The 19408-nt window shown below is 69.1% G+C and carries 20 protein-coding genes; 9 read left to right on the top strand and 11 right to left on the bottom strand.

Translation table 11 applies throughout. The annotated features are described in order from the left end of the window. Window positions 1–20: 20 nt before the first annotated feature. Complete coding sequence (locus tag A5702_RS08105; RefSeq protein WP_067817917.1) at window positions 21–1262, top strand: alpha/beta hydrolase; 1242 nt, start codon at window positions 21–23, stop codon at window positions 1260–1262. Here the strand turns inward: A5702_RS08105 and A5702_RS08100 are convergent. Genes A5702_RS08100 through A5702_RS08085 form a run of 4 tightly spaced genes read right to left on the bottom strand, consistent with a single transcriptional unit; the run spans window position 1249 to window position 6644 of the window. Further along, the gene (locus tag A5702_RS08100) at window positions 1249–2883 is read right to left on the bottom strand and encodes an ABC transporter family substrate-binding protein (protein WP_055402422.1); all 1635 of its coding nucleotides are present in this window, start codon (window positions 2881–2883) and stop codon (window positions 1249–1251) included. The genes A5702_RS08105 and A5702_RS08100 overlap by 14 nt on opposite strands. Before the next feature lie 25 nt (window positions 2884–2908). Beyond that, window positions 2909–4747: an ABC transporter ATP-binding protein gene (locus tag A5702_RS08095; protein WP_068219703.1), complete on the bottom strand. Its 1839-nt coding sequence runs from the start codon at window positions 4745–4747 to the stop codon at window positions 2909–2911. Beyond that, a complete protein-coding gene (locus A5702_RS08090) occupies window positions 4744–5670 on the bottom strand; it encodes an ABC transporter permease (RefSeq protein ID WP_055402418.1) in 927 nt (308 codons plus the stop codon). The genes A5702_RS08095 and A5702_RS08090 overlap by 4 nt, the downstream gene beginning before the upstream one ends. Continuing rightward, window positions 5667–6644: an ABC transporter permease gene (locus A5702_RS08085; RefSeq protein WP_055402416.1), complete on the bottom strand. Its 978-nt coding sequence runs from the start codon at window positions 6642–6644 to the stop codon at window positions 5667–5669. The genes A5702_RS08090 and A5702_RS08085 overlap by 4 nt, the downstream gene beginning before the upstream one ends. A gap of 166 nt (window positions 6645–6810) precedes the next feature. On the opposite strand from A5702_RS08085, the gene A5702_RS08080 reads away from it, so the two are divergent. Then, window positions 6811–7302, top strand: a complete 492-nt coding sequence (locus A5702_RS08080; RefSeq protein WP_068219732.1) for a carbonic anhydrase — start codon at window positions 6811–6813, stop codon at window positions 7300–7302. 3 nt (window positions 7303–7305) lie between these two features. Here A5702_RS08080 and A5702_RS08075 read toward each other — a convergent pair whose 3' ends face one another. Continuing rightward, window positions 7306–7728: a PaaI family thioesterase gene (locus A5702_RS08075; protein WP_068219700.1), complete on the bottom strand. Its 423-nt coding sequence runs from the start codon at window positions 7726–7728 to the stop codon at window positions 7306–7308. Window positions 7729–7914: 186 nt separating this feature from the next. Between A5702_RS08075 and cysD the strand changes: the two genes are divergently transcribed. The 3 genes from cysD to A5702_RS08060 are packed head-to-tail and all read left to right on the top strand — an operon-like array spanning window position 7915 to window position 11227. Next, a complete protein-coding gene (gene cysD / locus A5702_RS08070) occupies window positions 7915–8844 on the top strand; it encodes a sulfate adenylyltransferase subunit CysD (RefSeq protein WP_055402410.1) in 930 nt (309 codons plus the stop codon). Beyond that, window positions 8844–10694, top strand: coding sequence for an adenylyl-sulfate kinase (gene cysC, locus A5702_RS08065; RefSeq protein ID WP_068219697.1), 1851 nt, complete (start codon window positions 8844–8846; stop codon window positions 10692–10694). Before cysD ends, cysC begins: the two co-directional genes overlap by 1 nt. Before the next feature lie 47 nt (window positions 10695–10741). Then, complete coding sequence (locus A5702_RS08060; RefSeq protein WP_068219694.1) at window positions 10742–11227, top strand: RrF2 family transcriptional regulator; 486 nt, start codon at window positions 10742–10744, stop codon at window positions 11225–11227. A 19-nt stretch (window positions 11228–11246) separates the two neighbouring features. Here the strand turns inward: A5702_RS08060 and A5702_RS08055 are convergent, their stop codons facing one another. Together A5702_RS08055 and A5702_RS08050 are read right to left on the bottom strand one after the other, a co-directional pair. After that, entirely contained in the window at window positions 11247–11636 is a 390-nt protein-coding gene (locus tag A5702_RS08055; protein WP_055402403.1) for a VOC family protein, read from the bottom strand. 10 nt (window positions 11637–11646) lie between these two features. Continuing rightward, window positions 11647–12060 (bottom strand): VOC family protein, encoded by a 414-nt coding sequence (locus tag A5702_RS08050; protein WP_055402430.1) that lies wholly within the window; start codon window positions 12058–12060, stop codon window positions 11647–11649. Between the two features lie 70 nt (window positions 12061–12130). Here A5702_RS08050 and A5702_RS08045 point away from each other — a divergent pair, with 70 nt between their 5' ends. Next, a complete protein-coding gene (locus A5702_RS08045; RefSeq protein ID WP_067817896.1) occupies window positions 12131–13009 on the top strand; it encodes an LLM class flavin-dependent oxidoreductase in 879 nt (292 codons plus the stop codon). A 10-nt stretch (window positions 13010–13019) separates the two neighbouring features. Here A5702_RS08045 and A5702_RS08040 read toward each other — a convergent pair whose 3' ends face one another. Next, complete coding sequence (locus A5702_RS08040; RefSeq protein WP_067817893.1) at window positions 13020–14735, bottom strand: NAD-binding protein; 1716 nt, start codon at window positions 14733–14735, stop codon at window positions 13020–13022. A 165-nt stretch (window positions 14736–14900) separates the two neighbouring features. On the opposite strand from A5702_RS08040, the gene A5702_RS08035 reads away from it, so the two are divergent. Further along, entirely contained in the window at window positions 14901–16196 is a 1296-nt protein-coding gene (locus tag A5702_RS08035) for a hypothetical protein (RefSeq protein WP_068219691.1), read from the top strand. Between the two features lie 55 nt (window positions 16197–16251). Then, window positions 16252–16737: an NUDIX hydrolase gene (locus A5702_RS08030; protein ID WP_231965015.1), complete on the top strand. Its 486-nt coding sequence runs from the start codon at window positions 16252–16254 to the stop codon at window positions 16735–16737. 43 nt (window positions 16738–16780) lie between these two features. On the opposite strand, the gene A5702_RS08025 is transcribed toward A5702_RS08030, so the two are convergent. Beyond that, a complete protein-coding gene (locus tag A5702_RS08025) occupies window positions 16781–17104 on the bottom strand; it encodes a DUF732 domain-containing protein (protein ID WP_067819828.1) in 324 nt (107 codons plus the stop codon). Between the two features lie 205 nt (window positions 17105–17309). Beyond that, complete coding sequence (locus tag A5702_RS08020; protein WP_369817878.1) at window positions 17310–17930, bottom strand: glycoside hydrolase; 621 nt, start codon at window positions 17928–17930, stop codon at window positions 17310–17312. Between the two features lie 173 nt (window positions 17931–18103). Here A5702_RS08020 and A5702_RS08015 point away from each other — a divergent pair, with 173 nt between their 5' ends. Beyond that, window positions 18104–18604: a nitroreductase family deazaflavin-dependent oxidoreductase gene (locus A5702_RS08015; protein ID WP_068219682.1), complete on the top strand. Its 501-nt coding sequence runs from the start codon at window positions 18104–18106 to the stop codon at window positions 18602–18604. A 28-nt stretch (window positions 18605–18632) separates the two neighbouring features. Here A5702_RS08015 and A5702_RS08010 read toward each other — a convergent pair whose 3' ends face one another. Beyond that, window positions 18633–19397 (bottom strand): S9 family peptidase, encoded by a 765-nt coding sequence (locus A5702_RS08010; protein WP_055402388.1) that lies wholly within the window; start codon window positions 19395–19397, stop codon window positions 18633–18635. Window positions 19398–19408: the final 11 nt, after the last annotated feature.

Here is a 19408-nt window from a genome sequence, read left to right as displayed (position 1 = left end):
GCCATGGCGGGGCGACACCGATGACGATGACTGCGAAGCGGCGCCGCACGCAGCAGAAGCTGGCGGCGCTACCAGGTGTGCGGCCCGTGCGCCGGCCGATCTCCCCGGATAACCCCGACGAGTTCGATCTGTACTACGTGCGCACCGGAAGGAAGTCCGCCCACCCGGTCGTCATCATCCCGGGAGGTCCCGGGGTGGCCTCGGTGCAGATGTACAGGGGTCTGCGGCGCCGCGCAGCGGCCGCGGGCCTGGACGTCATCATGATCGAACACCGCGGGGTGGGCATGTCCCGCCACGACGACACCGGCGCGGATCTGCCGCCCGAGGCGATCACCGTGAACCAGGTCGTCGACGACATCGCCGCCGTGCTCGACGACGCCCACGTCGACTCGGCCGTCATCTACGGCGCCTCGTACGGCACCTACATCGCCTCCGGGTTCGGCGTGCGCCATCCCGGCCGGGTGCGGGCCATGGTGCTGGACTCGCCGCTGCTGTCACGGCATGACATCGTGATCGTGCGCCGCGCGATCCGCCGGCTGCTGCTCAGGGGCGACAGCCCCGAAACCGCCGCGCTGGCGCCGAAAATGCGCAAACTCGTCGACGCCGGCGTGATGACCGCCGCGGCCACCCAGGTCGTGGCGACCATCTACGGTTACGGCGGCGCCGAGCTGCTCGAGCGCCAACTCGACCTGCTGCTGGACGGCCGAAAGCTGTTGTGGTGGGCGCTGTCCCGGTTCACCACCCTGAGCCACCTGCCGTATCGCTACGAGGAAGACCTGGTGAGCCGCATCGCGTTCCGCGAGCTCGACTACGCCGCGGAACCCGACGGATTGCCGCTCGACCCCGCCGTCGCCGAACGCGAGGCGCGCACGCAGAAGGTGTCTTTCGAGGACGAGCCCTACGACCTGCCGACCGAGCTGCCGAACTTCAACTGGCCCAACGTGGTGGTGTCGGGCGGTCGTGATCTGATCACCCCGCCGGCGGTCGCCGAGCGCGAGGCCCTGCTGCTCCCCAACGCGGTGTTGCTGAAGTTGCCCAACATGGCGCACAGCGCGCTGGACTTTCGCGAGCCCGCCGCGATCGCCATCGCAAAAGCGGTGTGGCGCGGCGAAGCCGAGAGCCTCATCGCGGAAGCGCCCGCGCTCGACGCCCTTCCGGCGCGCCCCGAGCTGCGCTTGCTGTGGAAGGCGATCGGGGTGGCCGCCACCGTGGAGGGCGCCCTGCCGATCCCGGCCTGGCTGCGCCGCATCAACTCCGCGTGAACCCGATTGCGGTGTAGCGCAAGTCGCCCAGACCGGCCGCGCCGAAGTTGGCCAGCGTGCTGCGGACCGCGACGTCGCCCGGCGATTGCGTCAGCGGCAGGCTGAAGCCTTCGGCCCAGATGAGCTTGTCGAGGTCGTTCGCCAGCGCCCTCGCCCTTTCGGGGTCGAGTTCTTCCAGCGTCCGCTCGATCGCCGCGTCGATCTGGGGGCCGCCGATCTTGCCGAAGTTGCTCTCCCCGCTCGACAGGTAGATCTGGGTCAGTGCCGAGAGCGGGAAAGCGTCGCCCAGCCAACCGAATTGGGCCATGTCGAAGTCCCCGACGTTGATGTAGTTGGTGAAGAATCCGCTGCCGGCTCTGGCCACGAGGTCGAGCTTGACACCGATCTGCGCGAGGCTGTGCTGCGCGATCTGGGCGAACTGCCGACTGCCCTGGGCGTCGTAGAACAGATCGCGGATCACCAACTGGCGGCCGTCCTTCTCCCGGAACTGACCGTTGAGCCTCCACCCCAGGGCGTCGAGCTCGCGTTTGGCCGCCTCCGGGTCGTAGGGGACGACCGCGCTGTTGTCCTGGTAGCCCTTCTGCCCCGCGACGTAGATGTGGTTGCCCAGCGCCACCGGGTCGCTGGTGAGCCCGTACTGGACGACCTTGGCGATGGTGCGCCGATCGATGCCCTTGGCCACCGCGAGCCGTAACGCCTTGTCGGACAGGATGGATCCGGGCGCGCCGTTGAACGTGAAGTGCGACCACGCGGGGGCCGGGGCGCGCCGGATCGAGATGCCCTTCGTGCGCTGGGCGATGGTCAGCTGGTCCACGGTGCCGACGCCGGACGCGTCGATGGTGTTGTTCTGCAACGCCGGTAGCCGCGCGGCGTCATCGAGCACCAGGTAGGTGATGTTGTCCAGGCGCGGTCGATCACCCCACCATTTCGGGTTGCGGGACAACACGATCCGCTGGGTGGTTCGGTCCAGCGACGTGACGATGAAGGGGCCCGCGGACGGGCCGGGCCCGTCGAGTTGGCCCTTGTTGAAGGCCTCGGGCGTGGCGGTCATGCTGCGGGGCAGCAGCATGCCGTTGCCGGCGAACATGCCGCGCCACTCGGCGTACGGCTTGGCGAAGGTCATGACGGCCTGCCGGTCGTCCACGCCCCGGGTGACCGACGCGACGCGGTCGGCGCCGCTGGGCCCGGCGATCTCGAACGTCTTGTCGGCGCCGCTCAGCGCGTGGATCTGGCTGGCGATGTCCTCCCACGTGATCGGTGTGCCGTCGGACCACACCGCCTTGGGGTTGATCGTGTAGGTCACCACCTGCGGTGCGGTGCCGGTGAGTTCGACGCTGGTGAAGTAGTCGGTGTCGACGGTGGTCGAGCCGTCAGCGCCGAGGATGAATGCCCGCGGCAACGTGGCCTTCATCATGGCGGCGACTTCGGCCGAATTGCCGTCGATGTGCAGGATGTTGAAGTTGGGCGGGAAGTCGGTGAGCGCCAGGCGCAGGCTGCCGCCGTCCTGCAGCGTGGCGGGATCGTGGGGATTGATGTCGCTGGTCGTGCCGATCTCGGCGCCGTGGCCGGTCTCCGGCATCAGGCTGATGGCCGGTGAGCATCCCGAGATCCCCACCGCCATGGCGAGAAGCGCCGTCGCCACCCGCCTAGACACGTTTGCCCGGATCGGGTTGTGGCACGGCGCCCAGCAGCCGCCGGGTGTAGTCGTGCTGCGGGTCGCCGAATACCTGCCGGCTGTCGCCCTGCTCCACAATTGTGCCGGCATACATCACCACCACCTGGTGCGCGAGGTGCTTGACCACCGAAAGATCATGGGAGACAAACAGATACGAGAGGCTAAACCGCTCCTGCAGGTCGAGCAACAGGTTGATGATGCCGGCTTGGATGGAGACGTCGAGGGCCGACACCGGTTCGTCGAGCGCCAGGATCTTCGGCTGCAACGCCAGCGCCCGCGCGATGCCGATGCGCTGTTTCTGCCCGCCGGAGAACTCGGCGGGGTAGCGCGCGGCGTCGGCCCGGCGCAACCCAACGATGTCGAGCAACTCGGCGACCCGGGCGTTGGTCTCGCTCTTGCCGAAGTCGTTGGCCAGCAACGGTTCGGCGAGCAGGTCGAAGACGGGCAGCCGTGGGTCCAGCGACGCCACCGGGTCCTGGAACACAACCTGGATGTCGCGCCGCAGACTTCGCCGGCGGGACGCGGTCAGGGTCGCGACATCGGCACCGAGCACCTCGATGGAGCCGGCTTGCGGCGCAACGAGTTCCAGGATCTCGTGCAGGGTGGTCGACTTGCCCGAACCCGACTCGCCGACGATGCCCAGGGTGCGGCCCTGCCGCAGTTCGAAGCCGACACCGTCGACCGCGCGCACCTCACCGACGGTGCGGCGCAGCACCACGCCTTTGGTCAGCCGGAACGTCTTGACCAGATCGCGCACCCGCACGACGACCGGCGAGTCGCCGGATTCCGGCCGGTGGATGTCCGTCTTGACCCCGTAGATGTCGGCGGCACTGCGCCCGTTGACCTGATCGGTGCGGATGCAGGCCGCGCGGTGACCGGCGCCGACGGCGAGCAACTCCGGTTCCTCCGTGCGGCATTCGTCGATCACCAGCGGGCAACGCGGCGCGAAGGGGCAGCCGGGTTCCAGCCCCACCAGCGACGGCGGCGCGCCGGGGATGGGCACCAGCCGAGTGCCCTGCGCGGCGTCGAGCCGCGGAACCGAGCCCAACAGCCCGACGGTGTAGGGCATTTGGCGATCGCGGTACAGGTCGTGCACCCCGGCGGATTCGACCACCCGGCCGGCGTACATCACCAGTGCGCGGTCGGCGAACTCGGCGACCACGCCCAGGTCGTGGGTGATGATGAGCACGCCGGCGCCGGTGATGTCGCGCGCGGTCTTGAGGACCTCGAGGATTTGCGCCTGCACGGTGACGTCGAGCGCGGTGGTGGGTTCGTCGCAGATCAACAGGTCCGGGTCGTTGGCGATCGCGATCGCGATGACGACGCGCTGGCGTTCGCCGCCGGACAGCTCGTGCGGGAAGGCGCGGGCGCGGCGTTCGGGCTGCGCGATGCCGACCAGCTCGAGCAGTTCCACCGCGCGCCGGCGGGCGGCGTTGCGGCCCACGCGCGGCTGGTGGATTTCGATCGCCTCGGCGATCTGGTCGCCGACGGTGTAGACGGGCGTCAGCGCCGACATCGGATCCTGGAACACCATGCCGACCGTCTTGCCGCGGAACCGCGACATCGCGTCGTCGCCCAGGCCGAGCAGCTCGGTGCCCTGCAACCGCACCGAGCCCCGCACCCGCGCGTACTCCGGCAGCAGGCCCACCACCGCCATCGCCGAAACCGACTTGCCCGAACCGGATTCGCCGACCATCGCCACCACTTCGCCCCGGGCGATGTCATAGCTGATGCCGCGCACGGCGGTCACCGGCTGGCCATCCGTCGGAAACGTCACGGCCAGGTCGGTCACCTCCAGCAGCGCGCTCACCGGTCGCCACCCCGCAACATGCCGGCGCCCGGATCGAGCGCGTCGCGCAGGCCGTCGCCGGTCACGTTGGCGCACACCAGGATCAGCACCAGCACGCCCGCCGGGAACAGGAACACCCACGGGAAGGTGGTCGCGGATTGGGTGCCGTTGGCGATCAGCGTGCCCAGCGACACGTCGGGCGGCTGAATGCCGAAGCCGAGGAAGCTCAGCCCCGTCTCGGCCAGGATGGCCGATGCGACGTTGAGGGCGGCGTCGATGATCAAGATCGAGGCCACGTTGGGCACCACGTGACGCAGGATGATCCGGCGGCTGGACACGCCCATGTACCTTGCGGCCCTGATGAATTCGCGTTCGCGCAGGCTCATGGTCATGCCGCGCACCATGCGCGAACTGATCATCCAGCCGAACCCGGCCAGCAGCAGGACGAGCATCAGGATGTTGGCGGAGCTCTTGGTGCGCGGGGTGACGATGGCGATGAGGATGAAGCTGGGCACCACGAGCAGCAGGTCGACCAACCACATCAGCGCCCGGTCCCGCCAGCCGCCGAAATATCCGGCGATCGAGCCGACGGTGGCGGCGATGCCGGTGGAGATGACCGCCACGCACACCCCGATCAGCATCGACTTCTGCATGCCCCGCAGGATCTGCGCCAGCAGGTCTTGGCCCAGCGCGTTGGTTCCCAGCCAGTGCCGGGCGTTCGGCGGTTGCAGCAGCGCGTCGAAATCGAGGTCGTCATAGGAGAACGGCAGCACCGCCGGCAGCGTGTAGCAGCCGACGAACAACAGCACCAGCAGCGTCAGCGCGGCGACCGCCAACCGGTTGCGCAGGAACCGGCGCAGCACCAGGGTGCGGCGCGAGGTGAACTCCTCGGCTTTTGGGGACGAAATCCCTTGAGCCGCTTCGACTGTGGGCTCGGACGTCATGACACCCGCACCCTTGGATCGAGGGCCGCGTAGAAGACGTCCGACAGCAGGCCGGCCAGCAGCACCACCGTCCCGGAGAACAGCGTGATCGCGGCGATGATGTAGGTGTCCTGCGTCGCGATGCCCTGCACCAGCCATTCGCCCATGCCGTGCCAGCCGAAGATCTTCTCCACGAACACCGCGCCGGTGACCAGCCCGGCCACCCCGTAGGCGAACAGGGTGGCCAACGGGATCAGCGCGGTGCGCAGCCCGTGCTTGACCAGCGCACGCCGGCGGGTGAGCCCTTTGGCGCGCGCGGTGCGAATGAAATCCTGGCCCAGGACGTCGAGCATCGCGTTGCGCTGATAACGGCTGTATCCGGCGGCGGCGGCCAAGGTGAGGGTGAGCGTGGGCAGGATCAGATGCCGCAGCCGGTCCACCAACTGGTGCCAGGCCCCGCCGCCCACGCCCGGTGAGGTTTCCCCGGTGTAGTCGAACAGGTGCACGCCGAGCGCCCAGTTCACCCGCAGCGCACCCAGGATCAGCAGGTTGGCGATGACGAACGTCGGGGTGCTGAGGATCAGCAGGGCCACCATGGTGACGAGGCGGTCGCTCAGTCGGTATTGGCGGATGGCGCCCCACGCGCCGGCCACGATGCCCAGCACCGTGCCCGCGAGCGACCCAATGACCAGCAGCCGCAGCGTGACTCCCACGCGGCGCCACAGTGTGGCCCCGACGGGCTGGCCGGTGATGGTCTTGCCGAAGTCGCCGCGAACGGCGTGCGAGGCCCACTGGGCGTAGCGGATCGGTATCGGCTTGTCCAGGTTGAGCGCGTGGGCCTTGGCGTCGATCACGGACTGCGGCGGCCGCGGGCTGCGTTGCAGCAGGCTGTCCAGCGGCCGGAAGGCCACCGACGTCAGGCAAAACGTGAGAAACGATGCCAGCGCCAGCAGCACCACGTAGTTGAGCAGGCGGCGCGCCAAGAAGCGAATCATCCCCGGACGCACCCGCCTCGCATTGGGACAGGTTAACGAGCCGGGCCCCGACCGGCCCGTTGCGGCGGCCGGATCCTTGTGATCCGGCTGATTTTCATGCGTCAATAATCGGTGGCCCGTTGTTAGCATGCACCGCGGTGTTGCGACATTTTCCGAGGAGGCTCGCGTGACGGTTACCGACGACTACCTGGCCAACAACGCCCAATATGCGAGCACCTTCCAGGGGCCGCTGCCCTTGCCGCCGGCCAAACACGTCGCGGTGGTCGCGTGCATGGACGCCCGGATCGACGTCTATCGCGTCCTTGGCATCAACGAGGGCGAGTCGCACGTGATCCGCAACGCCGGGGGAGTCGTCACCGATGACGTCATCCGCTCGCTGGCCATCAGTCAGCGGCTTTTGGGGACGCGGGAGATCATCCTGATCCATCACACCGACTGCGGGATGCTCACCTTCGCCGACGACGACTTCAAGCGCGCCATTCAAGAGGAGATTGGCCTCAAGCCGCCGTGGGCGGCCGAGGCCTTCCCCGACGTCGCCGAGGACGTCCGGCAGTCGTTGCGCCGCATCGAGGCCAGCCCGTTCGTGACCAAGCACGTGTCCGCGCGCGGTTTCGTCTTCGACGTCGCCACTGGGAAGCTGCAGGAAATCAGGGCCTAGCGTTCAGCCCACCTTGTAGGTGGCCAGGGCCTTCGCGACGAGCGTGCCCTGCGGGTCGACGATCTCGGCCTCGCAGTTGACCAGCGACCGGCCGCGCCGCAGCACCCGGCCGACCCCGATGACGTCGGTGGCGCGGGCCGGGGCCATGAAGTCCAACGTCATCGACACGGTCACGCCCCGCAGCTCCGGGGGAGCCTGCGCGCCGCACCAGGCCGCGGCCATGACGGTGACATCGACGAGGGTGGCGATCGCGCCGCCGTGCACCATGTCGCCGAGGGTCACGTTGGCGGGATCCCATGGCAGCCGCAGCCTGACCTCCCGGTCGTCGAGTCGGTCGGCGACGATGCCCAGCTTTGCGACGAATGGCGACTGGGGCAGGAACGCCGCGATGACGTCACGGCCACTCGGTGCGGGTTCGGCAGGCATCCGCTCTGCTGTCGCACCGCAGACCGGCCGGAAAAGGGCCGCCGCCGCACTTGACCCGATATGTCCGGTGTCCGGCCGCCGCGCCATCGCAACGCCGGGCACTTGACAACCGTCGGGCCGAACTGATGCTATGTAGGGCAAAGCTGCCAAACTTGACCGACTCTACCAGGTTTACTCGAGGAAGCCATGACCAGCGATCTGAAGGCGGGCCCCGCCGCCGGCCAATACGAGCTGAGCCATTTGCGCTCGCTCGAGGCCGAAGCGATCCACATCATCCGGGAGGTGGCCGCCGAGTTCGAGCGGCCGGTGCTGCTGTTCTCGGGCGGCAAGGACTCCATCGTCATGCTGCACCTGGCGCTGCGGGCGTTCCGGCCCGGGCGGTTGCCCTTCCCGGTGATGCACGTCGACACCGGCCACAACTTCGACGAGGTGATCGCCACCCGCGACGAGTTGGTCGCCGAGCACGGCGTGCGCCTGGTGATCGCCTCGGTCCAGGAGGACATCGACGCCGGCCGGGTCGTCGAGCCCAAGCAGGGACGCAACTCGATCCAGACGGTGACGCTGCTGCGCGCCATCCGGGAGAACAAGTTCGACGCGGCGTTCGGCGGCGCCCGCCGCGACGAGGAGAAGGCGCGCGCCAAGGAGCGGGTGTTCAGCTTCCGCGACGAGTTCGGCCAGTGGGACCCGAAGGCGCAGCGGCCCGAGCTGTGGAACCTGTACAACGGCCGGCACCACAAGGGCGAGCACATCCGCGCGTTCCCGCTGTCCAACTGGACCGAGTTCGACATCTGGTCCTACATCGGCGCGGAGGACATCGCGCTGCCCTCGATCTATTACGCCCACCGGCGCAAGGTGTTTCGCCGCGACGGCATGCTGCTCGCGGTCGACCGGCACATGCGGCCGCGCGACGACGAGCCGGTGTTCGAAGCGACCGTGCGATTCCGCACGGTCGGCGACGTCACCTGCACCGGATGCGTGGAGTCGGAGGCCTCGACCGTGGAGGAGGTCATCGCCGAGACCGCGGTGTCGCGGCTGACCGAACGCGGCGCGACCCGGGCCGACGACCGCATCTCGGAGGCCGGGATGGAAGACCGCAAACGGCAGGGGTACTTCTGATGGCCACACCGACGACGCTGCTTCGCCTGGCCACCGCGGGTTCCGTCGACGACGGCAAGTCCACGCTGATCGGGCGGCTGCTCTACGACTCCAAGGCCGTCATGGAGGACCAGTGGGCGGCGGTGGAGCAGACGTCCAAGGAGCGCGGCCACGACTACACGGACCTGGCGCTGGTGACCGACGGCCTGCGCGCCGAACGCGAGCAGGGCATCACGATCGACGTCGCCTACCGCTACTTCGCCACTCCCAAGCGGAAATTCATCATCGCCGACACCCCGGGCCACATCCAGTACACCCGCAACATGGTGACCGGCGCGTCCACGGCCCAGCTGGTGATCGTGCTCGTCGACGCCCGGCACGGCCTGCTGGAGCAGTCCCGCCGGCACGCCTTCCTGGCCTCGCTGCTGGGCATCCAGCACATCGTGCTCGCGGTGAACAAGATGGACCTGATCGGCTGGGACAGGGAGAAATTCGAGGCGATTCGCGACGAATTCCACGCCTTCGCCGCGCGCCTGGACGTGCACGACGTGGCCACCATCCCGATCTCCGCGCTGCACGGCGACAACGTGGTGACCAAGTCCGACCAGACCCCCTGGTACGAGGGCCCGGCGCTGCTGTCGCATTTGGAGGAGGTCTACATCGCCGGTGACCGCAACCTGGTCGACGTGCGATTCCCCGTCCAGTACGTCATCCGGCCGCACACCCGCGAGCATCAGGACCACCGGAGCTACGCCGGCACCGTGGCCAGCGGGGTCATGCGCCCGGGCGACGAGGTCGTCGTCCTGCCGATCGGCAAGACCACCAGGATCACCGCGATCCACGGGCCGAACGGCCCAGTGGAGGAAGCGTTTCCGCCGATGGCGGTGTCGGTCAGCCTCGCCGACGAAATCGACATCTCGCGCGGCGATCTGATCGCCCGCACCAACAACCATCCCCGCGTCACCCAGGACTTCGACGCGACCGTGTGCTGGATGGCCGACGACGCGGCGCTGGAGCCGGGCCGTGACTACGTCATCAAGCACACCACCCGGACCACGCGCGCGCGGGTGACCGGGCTGGACTACCGGCTCGACGTGAACACCCTGCACCGCGACAAGTCGGCAACGGCCTTGCAGCTCAACGAACTCGGCCGCATCTCGCTGCGCACCCAGGTGCCACTGCTGCTCGACGAGTACTCCCGCAACGCCAGCACCGGTTCGTTCATCCTCATCGACCCCCACACCAACGGAACGGTTGCGGCGGGCATGGTGCTGCGCGACGTCTCGGTGCAGACGGCGAGCCCGAATACCGTGCGGCACAAGTCATCGGCCCCCGCCGAAGCCCGGCCGCGCGGCAAGACGGTGTGGTTCACCGGCCTGTCCGGTTCCGGCAAGTCGTCGGTGGCCATGCTCGTCGAGCAGATGCTGCTCGAAAGGGGAAGCGCCGCTTACGTTCTCGACGGTGACAACCTGCGGCACGGCCTGAACGCCGACCTGGGCTTCGCCATGGCCGACCGCGCCGAGAACCTGCGCCGGCTGGCGCACGTGGCGGCGCTGCTGGCCGACGCGGGCAACGTCGTGCTGGTGCCCGCGATCAGCCCGCTGACCGAGCAACGCGAAATGGCTCGTAATGTGCACGCCGCCGCGGGGTTCGACTTCATCGAGGTGTTCTGCGACACCCCGATCGAAGAATGCGAGCAGCGCGATCCGAAGGGGCTGTACGCCAAGGCCCGCGCCGGCGAGATCGCCCACTTCACCGGCATCGACAGCCCGTATCAACCGCCGGTCAACCCCGACCTGCGGCTTACGCCCGACCGCACCGTCGAGGAGCAGGCGCAGAGCATCGTCGATCTGCTCGAATCGCGGGCTTGACGCACGGCTGCGACTGATTGCCGCCGCCGGGTGGCACAATCCACAGAGTGCGCATGTCGGCGAAGGCGGAGTACGCGGTGCGGGCCATGGTCCAACTCGCCACGGTCCCCCATGGGACGTTGGTGAAGACCGACGACTTGGCCCAAGCGCAGGGCATACCACCGCAGTTCCTCGTCGACATCCTGACCAACCTGCGCACGGATCGCCTGGTGAGGAGCCATCGGGGCCGCGAGGGCGGCTATGAACTCGCCCGTCCGGGCAACGAGATCAGCATCGCCGACGTGCTGCGCTGCATCGACGGACCGCTGGCCAGCGTGCGCGACATCGGCCTGGGGGACCTGCCGTACTCGGGTCCGACGGCTGCGCTCACCGACGTGTGGCGGGCGCTGCGCGCGAGCATGCGCTCGGTGCTGGAGGAGACCACGCTGGCCGATGTCGCCGCCAACGCCCTGCCCAAGCACGTCGCGCAATACGCCGACGACTATCGGACGCAGGAGAGCACGCGGCACGGCACGCCGCGCGCCGGCGAATAGGCGCACCCCGCCCGCGGATTCAGCTCCCCGATCCGTACGGGCGGGTCAGGATTTCCATGGCGTGACCCGAGGGGTCGCGGAAGTACACCCCGCGCCCGCCGTCCCTGTGGTTGATCTCGCCCGGCCGGTTGGCGCCCGGGTCCGCCCAATGCTCGAGGCCGCGCGACGAGATCTTGCCGTAAATGGAGTCGAACTCCTCCTCGGAAACCAGGAAGGCGTAGTGCTGCCGGGTGATCTCCGCGCCCTCGGGAGCGTCCGCATAGTCCAGGCTGACGTCGTGTTCGAGTTGCACAACCATGAAGTGGCCGAACGGCTTTGGGCTGGGCAGGCCGAACAACTCGGTGAGGAACTCCGCGGATTCGCGTTTGTCGCGGGCGGCGACGATGGTGTGGTTGAAATTGATGGCCATGGTGTTGATCCTATTTCGGTGCGGTGAGCTCCAGGGCGATGTTGTCGGGGTCGCGGAACTGCAGGATGTAGGACGGGCCGATGTCTTTCACCGGCTCGTGCGTGATGCCGAGCTCGTCGAGATGCGTTGCCGCGGCGTCCAATTCGTCCTTGGTGGCCACCCGGAACGCGATGTGGTCGAGCCCGGTGCGGTCCTCGTCGAAGCGGTCGGTGGCGACCGGGCGCAGCCCGAGCAGCGTGCCGCCGAGGTCGTAGATGACGCCGCCGAACAGGAAGCTCAACTGGGCGCGGGTGGCCTCGTCGGCGTTGTCGGGCACCTCCAGGAGGACCGGCCAGCCGAACACGCTCTCGTAGAACTGCCGGGACCGCTCGATATCGGTGACGGTGAGCCGGACGTGCGCGATGGAACTGCTGGTGAAACCCATCTGCTCCATGCTGCCACTTGCGCGAGCCGATGTTGACTCCCATGCCAGAATCGCCGTCGTGCGGATTGCGATGACGCTGCCGGTGATGGAGCCGGACTTGGATGCGGGAATTCTGCAGAGCTGGGCACGCGCGATCGACGAGGGTCCGTTCTCGTCGTTGTGCTGGGGCGAGCGCATCGCGTTCGAAAACCCGGACAACCTCACGCTGCTGGGCGCGCTGGCCGCCTGGACCAGTCGGGTGCGGCTGCTGACGACGGTGATCGTGCCGCAGCTGCATGACCCCGTCATGCTGGCCAAGGCGCTGGCGACCGGCGACATGCTCTGCGGCGGGCGGCTGAGCGTGGGCATCGGGGTCGGCGGCAGGCACGAGGACTACCACGCCGTCGGCGCCGACCCGGCGACGCAGACCATGCGGGAGATGGCCGACCGGGTGGCCGTGATGAAGCGGGTCTGGGCGGGCGAAAAGCTCACCGAGTCGGTGCTTCCGGTCGGGCCGGCGCCGGTGCAGGCCGGTGGGCCGCCGCTGTTGGTGGGCAGCATCGGCCCGAAGACCATCCGCAGCGCGGCCGCCTGGGCCGCCGGACTGGCCGGGACCACGCTGGACCTGGACGTCGCCAAGCAGAACGAGCTGTTCGACGTCGCGCGCGACGCCTGGGCCCAGGCGGGCAAGGGCAGGCCGCACCTGGTGACGTCGTTCTGGTTCGCGTTCGGGCCGCCCGATCAGGCGCGCGCCCAGGTGCACCGTCACCTGCGGCGCTACATGAACTGGATTCCGGCGGAGTACGTCGACGCCATGGCGCCGACGACCGGGTGGGCCGGCACCGAGGAGGAGCTGCTGGCGGTGCTGCGCAAGTTCTCCGACATCGGCACCGACGAGGTGCAGCTCATCCCGACGAGCTCGGACGTCGACCAGCTCGCCCGCGCCGCGGACGTCGCCGCCCGGCTGTAGCGCTAAGCCACTAGGCGGACGCGCGCTCGTCGCCAGCGGCCGGCTGCTGGGGCGGCTGCCCCTTGCGCAGCGTCGCCAGCAACTCCCGATACGGGCCGACCAGGTACACGGTGTCGCCGCCGCGCAGCCAGGCGTCCCGGCGCGGGTGCAGCTCGACGGGCGCGTCCTGCCTAGTGATCGCGATGACGCGGGTCTGGGTGGACAGCTCGAACATCTTCAGCCCGTCGAGCTCGCTGCCGGCCGCCACGTGCATGCCGCCGACCATGAACGAGCGCTGCCCGACGGAGAACGTGCCCAGCACCTGGAGGCCCATCGCGGCGCCGATGAACCACGGCGCGGCCAATTCGACGGTGGACCGGACGTTTTCGAACCCGAACCGTTGCGCCACCGCGGCCCCCAGCACGCGGTCGTAGACGCGCAGCACCAGGGGAACGTCGGGCCGGACGACTTCGGGCATGACGCGGGGGCCCAGCATCTCGCGCAGCACGATCCCGGTTTCGATGTTGACCATGTCGTCCTGCGTCAGCACCGCCACCGCGCGGGCGTGATCCACGCGGGCGGACTCGAGGGTCTGGCGCAGCGTCGCGTCCCCGAAGATCACCGGCACGTCGAGGTCGGCGGCGGTCGACAGGTAGCGGTTGTTCTCGTCCCGCTCGACGACCGCGACGTCGTATCCGGCCAACCTCAGGTCGGCGACGACGCGGCTGCCGAACGACCCGAGCCCGACCACGATGACGTGGTTGCGCAGGTGGCGGGCACGGCGCCGCCCGACCGAGTGGGCGAACCGCCGCGACAGCAGCAGGTCGGCGATGAAGGCGACGAGCAGCGCGGTGGTCGTAACGCCGGCGAACATCAACATGATGCTGAACAGCCGCAGCCAGGTGGGCTGCTGCAGGAAGCTGAAGTCGCCGTAACCCACCGTGGCGATCGTCTCGGTGCTGAAATACAGCGCGTCCAGCCACGTCATCCGCGGGTGCGGCTGGTAGCAGAAGCGCAGGATCACCGTCGATCCGACCAGCAGGCACGCGGCGGCCAGCAACGCCCGCGCGAACATCGGGTTGACGTCGTCGCGCAGGGCGCGCGCTGCGTCGATCGCGCGCCGCAGCCGGGTCAGGCGCGTGCGCGTCACCGTCGGCCGCGGAACCTTGATGCCGCGGGCGGCCAATTCCTCGGCGGTGCCGATCATCGCCGTCCAGTCACCGGCGTGTACCGACAGGTCGCGGCCCGGGCACGACACCACCTCCCCGGGGGTGGCGCAGTTCTCCCCATGAATCACCGCCACCGGTGCCAGATCGCCGTAGATCTCGCGCAGCGTCGCGTTGCGCGGCGCCTCGGCGCCGGAGACGACGAATTCGATGCCCGCCGCCTCGAACGGGTGCACGGTGTGCGCGAGGCAGGCCTCCACCACCGAGGGCGCCGCCAGGTCGGCGACGTCCAGAATCGCGCCGGGGCGCTTGTCGGCGGCCATCGCCGTCCGCAGCACGTCGTTGCCCAGCCGGGCCACCACCCGCACCCGGGGGTTGGCTTTCCTTGCCAGCAGCGCGATTTCGAGGTTCGTCGCGTCGTCGTCGCCGACACAGATCACGGCGCGGGCGCGGGTGACTTCGGCGTTTTCGAGCTCGCCGGCGTTTTCGAGCTTGACGATGTGCACGCCGGCGTTGTTGAGCTCCTCGACGATCGTGGTCGCCAACGCGTCGTCACCGCTCACGATGATGTGGCCGCGCATGGTTACGCCCGCTTCGGGTCGTCCGGCATAACCCCCACCTCTGCTGACGTTGGCGTTTTGTTCCTATGACTATCAGGCACCATGCCGATTCATGCCAGCCCGACACCGGACGCGCTGACGGCGAGGTGAATTGCCAGCGGGCCTCGCGAGGGATTCGATAGCGGTATGACGCAGCCGGAACTGCCGGGGCCGCTCGCCGCCTTAACCCGGCTCATCTCCGAGCGCATCGCCGCGGCCGATTTCGCCGGGGCGTTGCCCCTGATGAACGAGCTGGTCACCGTGTGCCGCCCGATCCTGGGGGAGCGACACCCCAACGTGTTGGACATGAAGCTCGCGCTGGTGCACCTGCAGCTCCAGATGGGCGACCAGGCCGGGGCCTACGCCGTCCTCGAGCAGCTGGTACCCGAGTTCGAGGAGGTACTCGGCCGCGAGCACATCACCACGCTGACGGCGCGCCACATGTTCGCCGACCGGCCGCAGCAGGAGGGGCGGGCCGCGCTGGCCGAATGGCAGCAGCTGCTGGCCGACGAGGAGCGGGTGCTGGGCGTCGAGCACCCCACCGCGCTGACGTCCAGGGACCGGGTTGCGCAGAAGCGCAAGGAGCTCGGCGACTACCCGGGCGCCATCGCCGAGGGTGAACAGGTCCTCGCCGCGCGGTCCCGGGTGCTCGGCGACCACCACGAGGACACCCTGGGCACGCGGATGGCCTTGGCGCAGTGGCACGGCGAGTCGGTCGACGGCGCCGGCGCGTTGGCCGAGCTTCGGTCGCTGCTCGAGGTGATGCTCGAGAAGCTGGGGCCGGACCACCGCCACACCTTGATCGCCCGGCACACCATCGCGCTCTGGGAGCCCGAGCCCGCGGACTGCCGGGAGAAGGTCGCCACCTGGGAAGCGCTGGTGGACGACGAGGCCCGGGTCTTCGGCGCCGACAACTTCGTCACCGTCGCCGCCCGGGAGGAACTGGCGAAATGGCGCGGCCGCGTCGAGGACCGCCGGTGGGCCAACGGGGTGCGGGGCCGGGTCGAAGAAGCCAACAAGCGCCGCCTGCTCGCCAAACAGCAAGCCACCCAACGATTTTCGGATGGCGAATATCTCCGGTGCTGGCTTGCCGAGCGCGGGGCCCAATTCCCGGTCTGGGCAAACCATTACGGCGGCGACGCCATATGGGACTTCTCCCCGGATTCCCTCGATGCCCTGGAAGAGCTCGTCATCCAGCAGGCCCCGACGCCCGAGCAGCTGCTGGACGAGGAGCGCAACGCGCCCTTCGTCGACGGCGCGGTGTGGTACCTCGGCGAGGTGCTGCGCCGCGGACGGTCCCTGCCGTGGGAATACACCCGCGGGGTGACGTCGGATCCCACCGTCGGACACGTCGACGTGTTCGAGGCCCTCACCAGCGCGCTGCATTCGGCCGACCGTGGCGCCCTGCGCCGCACCTACGACCGCTTCACGGCGGCCCAGTGATACTGGGTTGGTGATCGAACGCATCGCGACCCGCGAGATCTATCGGAGCCAATGGATGGTGCTCCGGGAGGACGACATCCGTCGCCAGGACGGCAGCCCGGGCATCTATGGCGTGGTGGACAAACCGGACTATGCGTTGGTGATGCCGTTCGACGGACGGCGCTTCCGGCTGGTCGAGCAGTTCCGGTATCCGCTCGGGGAGCGGCGGTGGGAGTTCCCGCAGGGCACCGCGCCGGGCCTGGCGGACACCGACCCGTCCGAGCTGGCGCGGCGTGAGCTGCGCGAGGAAACGGGACTGAGTGCGACGTCGTTCGAGGTGCTCGGCCGGCTCGATGTCGCCCCGGGCATGACGAGCCAGCGCGGATGGGTGTTTCTGGCCACCGGAATCGCCGAGGGGGAGCCGGATCTCGAGCCCGAGGAACAGGACCTGCGCAGCGCCTGGTTCGACCGCGAGGACGTCGAGCAGTTGATCCGTTCGGGAGTGATCGCCGACGCGCAATCCGTCGCCGCCTACGGCCTGTTCCTGCTGCGGCGGGCATGACGGTGCGGGGACCCGCCGGGTCCCCGCACCGTGAGGGTGGTGGTCAGGCCGAGGTGACGTACTGCGGGCAGTAGGCCGAAGCGGCGTCGACGGCGAAGGTCTTGGAGCCCTTGGTGCTCAGGCCGGTCGCCTGGGCCACCGCGCTGATGACCTCCTTGCTCGAGTGGCCCTGGTCGAGAGCGTTGCAGACGGCGTGCGCGTCCTTGATGGCGACCGAAGCGCTCGGCGGGGTGATGCCGTCCGAGGCCAGCTGGGCGAGGAACGCGTCGTCGACCGAGCTCGCGCCCGCGGTGCCGGCGAGGCCGAGCGCGGCCAGGCCCAGGGCGGCGGTGCCAACGACGGAGGCGGTGAAACGGCGAGAGAACATCGGGGTCTCCTTGGTGCTGAGGTGAATTTTTCTGGTGGACGCTTGGTGCGTTGATCACAGAATCAGCACGGGGGCTTAACGGGTTCTCAACGAATTCTTGGCGCGCTATCAGGGGCCAGGTACGCCGTCAGCAAGTCCGGCAGCAGCGCGGCGGCCGGTCAGGCCGAACCCACGTTCAGTGCCGACTCCGCCGGAACCGGCTGAGTCACTGCGGCGCGGGCGTCATCGAGGCGATGTAGTAGACCTCGTGCCCGGTCGGGTATCCGCCACCATTGGTGGCGATGTGCACGTGGTCGTAGTGGTTGAGGGTCTCCGACCCGAGGTCGGCGGTCCAGCTGCCCCCGCCGACGCCGGGGTAGATCTTTTGCCGCCAGATCACGTGGTTGATTCCCCAGCGCTTCGCGTTGGCCAGCGCGTAGCCCGCGATCTGGTTGCCCAACTCGATGCCCTCGGGGCTGTTGTGGTTGGGGATCATCACGTCGATCGCTAGGCCGTTGGGATGCCACGGCAGCGCGTCCTCCCGGTATCCGCCGATGGTGGTGATCTGCGGGAACAGCACGCTGATGGCCCGCTCCGCCCAGATCGTCTTGACCTGCAGCCTGTCCTCGGACCCGACGCCGTGGGGCAGCGCCACCTGGAACTGCTGGCCGGTCGCCGGCGGCGCGTTTGCGGTCAGCATCTGCACTTCCTCGGGGGTGGCGGTGTGCGGGGCGTTGGCCGGTGCGCTGGGGGCCGCGTCGGCGGGTCCGGCGGCCGCGCTGGTGGCGGGCGCGGGCGGCGAGGTGGGCGCGGAGGGTCGCGGCTTGGTGCCCTGGGCGTAGACCATGCCGGCCGACAGCACCAGCGAGGCCGCGATGGCCAGCCATCGGCTCCGGCCGTTGGCTAACAGGTTCCTGCCCACGAGCTGCAGCTTAGTGTCGTGTGGGGCGGGTGTGGCGCGTTTTGTTCAGCTCGGCCGAATAGGGTCTGCGCGCTTCCCGGGCGGTCCACAATGACACCATGTCCAGCCAGTCTTTCGCCGACGCCAACCTCTTCCACCGGACGATGCGCCGCTTCGCGTCGACGCCGGTGGGCGTGGCGCTGCTGCGGCACACCGCGCACCACCTCGACCGGCTGATCACCACGGTCACCCGGGGCAGGAGCAGCTTCGCTGGAGTCGCGACCGGCATCCCCGTGGTCATGCTCACCACCACCGGCGCCAAATCCGGCGAGCCCCGCACCGTCGCCGTCTACGGCATCCCGCATCCGGATGGGCTGGCGCTAATCGCCTCCAACTTCGGTGGCGCCAAGCATCCGGCCTGGTACCACAACCTGAAGGCCCATCCGGAGGCGACGGTGTCGATCGGGCGCGACACCTGGCACGCCACCGCGCGGCTGGCCACGCCGGACGAGCGCGACGAGATCTGGGCCAAGGGCCTCGAGCTGTATCCGGGCTGGCGCAAGTACGAGGTGCGGGCCGGCAATCGGCACATCGAGGCGTTCGTCCTGGCGCGCAACTGAATTCGGCTGTCCCGCAGATGATCTGGGGTCAATCCGCGTCGCCCAAGTAGGCATCGGCCCAGGCGCCGATGATCCGCCCGGCCCGGCGGGCTTGCCCGCGAACGGTCAGAAAGTGATCCGACCCCTCGAGCGAGACGAAGCTGCGCGGATGGCGCGCCAGGCGGAAGATCTCGCTGGCGTTGGCGATGCCGACCGTGTTGTCGGTGGGCGAGTGCAGGATCAGCAGCGGAAGCCGCAGGCCCTTGATCTTGTCGCGCAGGTGGGCGGCGCGCACGTCCTCGACGAAGGCTCGCTTGAGCGTCAGCGTCCGCCCGCCGACCATCCACTCGGCACTGCCCTCCGCCAGGCACCGGTCGACGACCGCGTCGTAATGCTTCTCGACGTGGCTCGGGTCGACGGGCGCGGCGACGGTGACGACCGACCGCACGCCGGGCGACTGTCGGGCCGCGGCGAGCACCGCCGCGCCGCCCCACGAGTGCCCGATCAGGATGTCGGCCGGCGTCCCGCGGGTCGTCATGAATTCGCATGCCCGGGCGATGTCGTCGACCTTGACCGTGAACGACCCGTCGCCCCAGTCGCCCTCCGATCCGCCGAGACCCAGCGCGTCGAAGCGCAGCATGCCGATGCCGTCGGCGGCCAGTTGCTTGCAAATCCGCGCCGCGGCGGGCGAATCCTTGCCCAGCGTGAAGCCGTGCGCGAACACGCCCCAGCCGCGCACCGGTCCGTCCGGGACCTCGATTACGCCCGCCAGCATCGCGCCCGTGGAACCTTGGAACGTGACACGTTCGCCCATGCTGACGATCT

Origin of the sequence: Mycobacterium sp. E3339 (assembly GCF_001666915.1) — a bacterium.
GTDB lineage: Bacteria > Actinomycetota > Actinomycetes > Mycobacteriales > Mycobacteriaceae > Mycobacterium.
This window is presented reverse-complemented; position numbering and strand designations above follow the sequence as displayed.

Bases quoted from the DNA above. Each gene is read 5' to 3' on its own strand.
- A5702_RS08105 (WP_067817917.1), top strand. From the start codon at position 21: ATGACGATGACTGCGAAGCGGCGCCGCACGCAGCAGAAGCTGGCGGCG.
- A5702_RS08100 (WP_055402422.1), bottom strand. From the start codon at position 2,883: ATGGCGGTGGGGATCTCGGGATGCTCACCGGCCATCAGCCTGATGCCG.
- A5702_RS08090 (WP_055402418.1), bottom strand. From the start codon at position 5,670: ATGACGTCCGAGCCCACAGTCGAAGCGGCTCAAGGGATTTCGTCCCCA.
- A5702_RS08085 (WP_055402416.1), bottom strand. From the start codon at position 6,644: ATGATTCGCTTCTTGGCGCGCCGCCTGCTCAACTACGTGGTGCTGCTG.
- A5702_RS08075 (WP_068219700.1), bottom strand. From the start codon at position 7,728: ATGCCTGCCGAACCCGCACCGAGTGGCCGTGACGTCATCGCGGCGTTC.
- cysD (WP_055402410.1), top strand. From the start codon at position 7,915: ATGACCAGCGATCTGAAGGCGGGCCCCGCCGCCGGCCAATACGAGCTG.
- cysC (WP_068219697.1), top strand. From the start codon at position 8,844: ATGGCCACACCGACGACGCTGCTTCGCCTGGCCACCGCGGGTTCCGTC.
- A5702_RS08055 (WP_055402403.1), bottom strand. From the start codon at position 11,636: ATGGCCATCAATTTCAACCACACCATCGTCGCCGCCCGCGACAAACGC.
- A5702_RS08050 (WP_055402430.1), bottom strand. From the start codon at position 12,060: ATGGGTTTCACCAGCAGTTCCATCGCGCACGTCCGGCTCACCGTCACC.
- A5702_RS08045 (WP_067817896.1), top strand. From the start codon at position 12,131: ATGACGCTGCCGGTGATGGAGCCGGACTTGGATGCGGGAATTCTGCAG.
- A5702_RS08040 (WP_067817893.1), bottom strand. From the start codon at position 14,735: ATGCGCGGCCACATCATCGTGAGCGGTGACGACGCGTTGGCGACCACG.
- A5702_RS08035 (WP_068219691.1), top strand. From the start codon at position 14,901: ATGACGCAGCCGGAACTGCCGGGGCCGCTCGCCGCCTTAACCCGGCTC.
- A5702_RS08030 (WP_231965015.1), top strand. From the start codon at position 16,252: ATGGTGCTCCGGGAGGACGACATCCGTCGCCAGGACGGCAGCCCGGGC.
- A5702_RS08025 (WP_067819828.1), bottom strand. From the start codon at position 17,104: ATGTTCTCTCGCCGTTTCACCGCCTCCGTCGTTGGCACCGCCGCCCTG.
- A5702_RS08020 (WP_369817878.1), bottom strand. From the start codon at position 17,930: ATGGTCTACGCCCAGGGCACCAAGCCGCGACCCTCCGCGCCCACCTCG.
- A5702_RS08015 (WP_068219682.1), top strand. From the start codon at position 18,104: ATGTCCAGCCAGTCTTTCGCCGACGCCAACCTCTTCCACCGGACGATG.
- A5702_RS08010 (WP_055402388.1), bottom strand. From the start codon at position 19,397: ATGGGCGAACGTGTCACGTTCCAAGGTTCCACGGGCGCGATGCTGGCG.